This window comes from Sphingobacterium faecale, from assembly GCF_016746095.1.
Taxonomy (GTDB): Bacteria; Bacteroidota; Bacteroidia; order Sphingobacteriales; family Sphingobacteriaceae; genus Sphingobacterium; species Sphingobacterium faecale.
The window spans coordinates 1-4,917 of sequence record NZ_JAERTY010000024.1 but is presented as its reverse complement, the minus strand read 5'-3'; the positions used below and the strand labels follow the sequence as shown (position 1 = coordinate 4,917).

The 4,917-nt window shown below is 50.9% G+C and carries 2 tRNA genes and 2 rRNA genes; all 4 read right to left on the bottom strand.

What is annotated here, in order from left to right:
- Window positions 1–54: 54 nt before the first annotated feature.
- The 4 genes from JKG61_RS22630 to JKG61_RS22615 all read right to left on the bottom strand — a co-directional run bounded on the left by JKG61_RS22630 (window position 55) and on the right by JKG61_RS22615 (window position 4,905).
- Window positions 55–2,938 (bottom strand): 23S ribosomal RNA (locus JKG61_RS22630).
- Window positions 2,939–3,115: 177 nt separating this feature from the next.
- Window positions 3,116–3,189: transfer RNA gene (locus tag JKG61_RS22625), tRNA-Ala, on the bottom strand.
- An 11-nt stretch (window positions 3,190–3,200) separates the two neighbouring features.
- Window positions 3,201–3,274: transfer RNA gene (locus JKG61_RS22620), tRNA-Ile, on the bottom strand.
- 103 nt (window positions 3,275–3,377) lie between these two features.
- Window positions 3,378–4,905: ribosomal RNA gene (locus JKG61_RS22615) — 16S ribosomal RNA — on the bottom strand.
- The 16S and 23S rRNA genes sit together here with 2 tRNA genes alongside, the layout of an rRNA operon.
- Window positions 4,906–4,917 lie beyond the last annotated feature (12 nt).

The following is a 4,917-nucleotide window of genomic DNA, read 5'->3' as shown; positions in this document are numbered from 1 at the left end:
TTGACATGTTATTGAAAGAAAAAGAACAGTCAGAGAAGACAACAGGTCTATCTGCCTGGAAAGCTTCGGGCTATTAGTACTACTCGGCTTTGGTCTCTCAACCTTTACACCTATAGCCTATCAACGTTGTCATCTACAACGACCCTGTAAGGAAGTCTCATCTCGTGGCTAGTTTCGCACTTAGATGCTTTCAGCGCTTATCTATTCCCGACGTAGCTACCCAGCCGTACACCTGGCGGCATAACTGGTTCACCAGCGGTCAGTCCATCCCGGTCCTCTCGTACTAAGGACAGATCCACTCAAACTTCCAACGCCCACAACAGATAGGGACCGAACTGTCTCGCGACGTTCTGAACCCAGCTCGCGTGCCACTTTAATGGGCGAACAGCCCAACCCTTGGGACCTTCTCCAGCCCCAGGATGTGACGAGCCGACATCGAGGTGCCAAACCTCCCCGTCGATATGAGCTCTTGGGGGAGATCAGCCTGTTATCCCCAGCGTACCTTTTATCCTTTGAGCGATGGCCCTTCCATACAGAACCACCGGATCACTATGTCCGTCTTTCGACCCTGCTCGGCTTGTAGGCCTCACAGTCAAGCAAGCTTATGCCATTGCACTCCCCGTACGGTTACCAAGCGTACTGAGCTTACCTTTGAAAGCCTCCGTTACCTTTTTGGAGGCGACCACCCCAGTCAAACTACCCACCAAACAATGTCTCCGCCAGCCGGCGGATTAGAAACCGGATACAGAAAGGGCGGTATTTCAAGGTTGATTCCACGACTCCTGGCGAAGCCGCTTCAAAATCTCCCGCCTATCCTACACATCCTGTACCCAATTTCAATGTTAAGCTATAGTGAAGGTGCATGGGGTCTTTCCGTCCCGTTGCGGGTAACCGGCGTCTTCACCGATACCACAATTTCACCGAGCTCATGGCTGAGACAGCGCCCAGATCGTTACACCATTCGTGCAGGTCGGAACTTACCCGACAAGGAATTTCGCTACCTTAGGACCGTTATAGTTACGGCCGCCGTTTACTGGGGCTTCGATTCAATGCTTCTCCTTGCGGATGACATCCCCTCTTAACCTTCCAGCACCGGGCAGGTGTCAGGCCTTATACCTCATCTTTCGATTTTGCAAAGCCATATGTTTTTGCTAAACAGTCGCCTGGGCCTTTTCACTGCGGCTGCTCATCGCTGAGACAGCGCCCCTTCTCCCGAAGTTACAGGGCCATTTTGCCGAGTTCCTTAGCCATGATTCACTCGAGCACCTTAGGATTCTCTCCTCGACTACCTGTGTCGGTTTACGGTACGGGTTTTCTTTACCTGAAGCTTAGCGGGTTTTCTTGGAAGTCTGATTACCTGCTCTATCTGCGCCGCCGGAGCTTTGCAGTACTATTGGGTTTCAGCAGGGTCGGCGGATTTGCCTACCGTCCCTATACCTACGCCTTTTAACGGACTATTCCGTCAGTCCGCGGCAGTGTCACTACTCCGTCACCACATCGCAGTAAAGAAAAGTACTGGAATATTGACCAGTTGTCCATCGGCTTTCTCCGTTCGGATGCGCCTTAGGTCCCGACTGACCCTGATCCGATTAGCGTTGATCAGGAAACCTTAGTCTTTCGGTGGGCGGGTTTCCCACCCGCCTTATCGTTACTTATGCCTACATTTGCTTTTCTATAATCTCCACACTGCATCACCACAGTGCTTCGCCGACGATAGAATGCTCCCCTACCAGATGCATTTACATGCAAATCCATAGCTTCGGTAGTAATCTTGATGCCCGTTTATTATCCACGCCCGGTCGCTCGACTAGTGAGCTGTTACGCACTCTTTAAATGAATGGCTGCTTCCAAGCCAACATCCTAGCTGTCTGGGCAACCGGACCTCGTTAGTTCAACTTAGACTACATTTGGGGACCTTAGCTGATGGTCTGGGTTCTTTCCCTCTCGGCCTTGGACCTTAGCACCCAAAGCCTCACTGCCGGCCATATCTTGTAGCATTCGGAGTTCGTCTGGATTTGGTAGGATTTGACTCCCCCGCACCCAATCGGTAGCTCTACCTCTACAAGACTCTATGCCGACGCTGTTCCTAAAAACATTTCGGGGAGTACGAGCTATTTCCCAGTTTGATTGGCCTTTCACCCCTACCCTCAGGTCATCCGGAAACTTTTCAACGTTTATCGGTTCGGTCCTCCACTGTGTGTTACCACAGCTTCAACCTGCCCAAGGGTAGATCACAAGGTTTCGCGTCTACCTCTACTGACTATGCGCCCTGTTCAGACTCGCTTTCGCTTCGGCTGCGTGGCTGAACCACTTAACCTTGCCAGTAAAGAGTAACTCGTAGGCTCATTATGCAAAAGGCACGCTGTCACAGAATCGCTCTGCTCCAACCGCTTGTAAGCACACGGTTTCAGGTTCTTTTCACTCCCCTGTTCGGGGTTCTTTTCATCTTTCCCTCACGGTACTGGTCCACTATCGGTCTCTCAGGAGTATTTAGCCTTACCAGATGGTGCTGGCAGATTCAGGCAGGATTCCTCCGGTCCCGCCCTACTCAGGATACCACTATGCTGTCATTCTTTACCTGTACGGGGCTGTCACCCATATCGCGCAGTTTCCCACCTGCTTCCAGTTCATAGCGACAATACAATGTCGTGGTCCTACAACCCCCATAATGCCGTAACAGTATGGGTTTGGGCTCTTTCGTGTTCGCTCGCCACTACTTACGAAATCATTATTATTTTCTCCTCCTACGCTTACTTAGATGTTTCAGTTCGGCGCGTTCGCGTATTATACAATATACCTTCAGTATATTAGGTTGCCCCATTCGGAAATCCACGGATCAAGTCACATTTGCTGATACCCGTGGCTTATCGCAGCTTATCACGTCCTTCATCGCCTCTGAGAGCCTAGACATCCCCCGTGTGCCCTTATTTACTTTCTTCACACACATGGCCCTTTTGCTACCATGGTGTTGCTTTGACTAATTGCCCTGTATAAATACAGAACGTTCGTCCCTATTGTCTTCTCTTGTGTTTTTTTTCTTTCAATATGTCAAAGAACTCTTTTTCCCAGCCACATCGCTCCTAGCCAGAGGCTGATCGCTATATGCTGAAAATAGTGGAGAATAACGGATTCGAACCGTTGACCCCCTGCGTGCAAGGCAGGTGCTCTAGCCAGCTGAGCTAATTCCCCTTATAGTTATGTAGTCCCGAGCAGATTTGAACTGCTGACCCCTACATTATCAGTGTAGTGCTCTAACCAACTGAGCTACGGGACTAGCTATTACTTTATCTCTCTCGGTACTCCACCGGGGCGGGTACTTTCTTCTTGTCTCTTATAATCATGTGCGACGTAACGAGCTTCAGTCATGAATGCTCTAGAAAGGAGGTATTCCAGCCGCACCTTCCGGTACGGCTACCTTGTTACGACTTAGCCCCAATTATCGGTTTTGCCCTAACACGCTCCTTGCGGTTACATGCTTTAGGCACCCCCAACTTTCATGGCTTGACGGGCGGTGTGTACAAGGCCCGGGAACGTATTCACCGCGTCATTGCTGATACGCGATTACTAGCGAATCCAACTTCACGGGGTCGAGTTGCAGACCCCGATCCGAACTGTGAACGGCTTTTCGAGATTGGCATCACATTGCTGTGTAGCTGCCCGCTGTACCGTCCATTGTAGCACGTGTGTAGCCCCGGACGTAAGGGCCATGATGACTTGACGTCGTCCCCACCTTCCTCACTGCTTACGCAGGCAGTCTGTCTAGAGTCCCCACCATGACGTGCTGGCAACTAAACATAGGGGTTGCGCTCGTTGCGGGACTTAACCCAACACCTCACGGCACGAGCTGACGACAGCCATGCAGCACCTAGTTTCCTGTCCCGAAGGACTTATCCATCTCTGGATAATTCAGTAACTTTCAAGCCCGGGTAAGGTTCCTCGCGTATCATCGAATTAAACCACATGCTCCTCCGCTTGTGCGGGCCCCCGTCAATTCCTTTGAGTTTCACCCTTGCGGGCGTACTCCCCAGGTGGATAACTTAACGCTTTCGCTAAGACGCTGACTGTGTATCGCCAACATCGAGTTATCATCGTTTAGGGCGTGGACTACCAGGGTATCTAATCCTGTTCGATCCCCACGCTTTCGTGCATCAGCGTCAATACTAACTTAGTGAGCTGCCTTCGCAATCGGAGTTCTAAGACATATCTATGCATTTCACCGCTACTTGTCTTATTCCGCCCACTTCAAATAGATTCAAGCCCTACAGTATCAAAGGCACTGCGACAGTTGAGCTGCCGTATTTCACCCCTGACTTATAAGGCCGCCTACGCACCCTTTAAACCCAATAAATCCGGATAACGCTCGGATCCTCCGTATTACCGCGGCTGCTGGCACGGAGTTAGCCGATCCTTATTCTTACGGTACATTCAGCCCCCTACACGTAGAGGGGTTTATTCCCGTACAAAAGCAGTTTACAACCCATAGGGCAGTCATCCTGCACGCGGCATGGCTGGTTCAGGCTTCCGCCCATTGACCAATATTCCTTACTGCTGCCTCCCGTAGGAGTCTGGTCCGTGTCTCAGTACCAGTGTGGGGGATTCTCCTCTCAGAGCCCCTAGACATCGTGGCCTTGGTAGGCCGTTACCCTACCAACTAGCTAATGTCACGCGAGCCCATCCATATCCTATAAATATTTAAACATCCGATGATGCCATCAGATGTTGTTATGCGGTGTTAATCCGGATTTCTCCGGGCTATCCCCCTGATATGGGCAGGTTGCTCACGCGTTACGCACCCGTGCGCCACTCTCACCATTCCTAGCAAGCTAAAAATGGATCCCGTTCGACTTGCATGTATTAGGCCTGCCGCTAGCGTTCATCCTGAGCCAGGATCAAACTCTCCATAGTAAAATGAAGTGT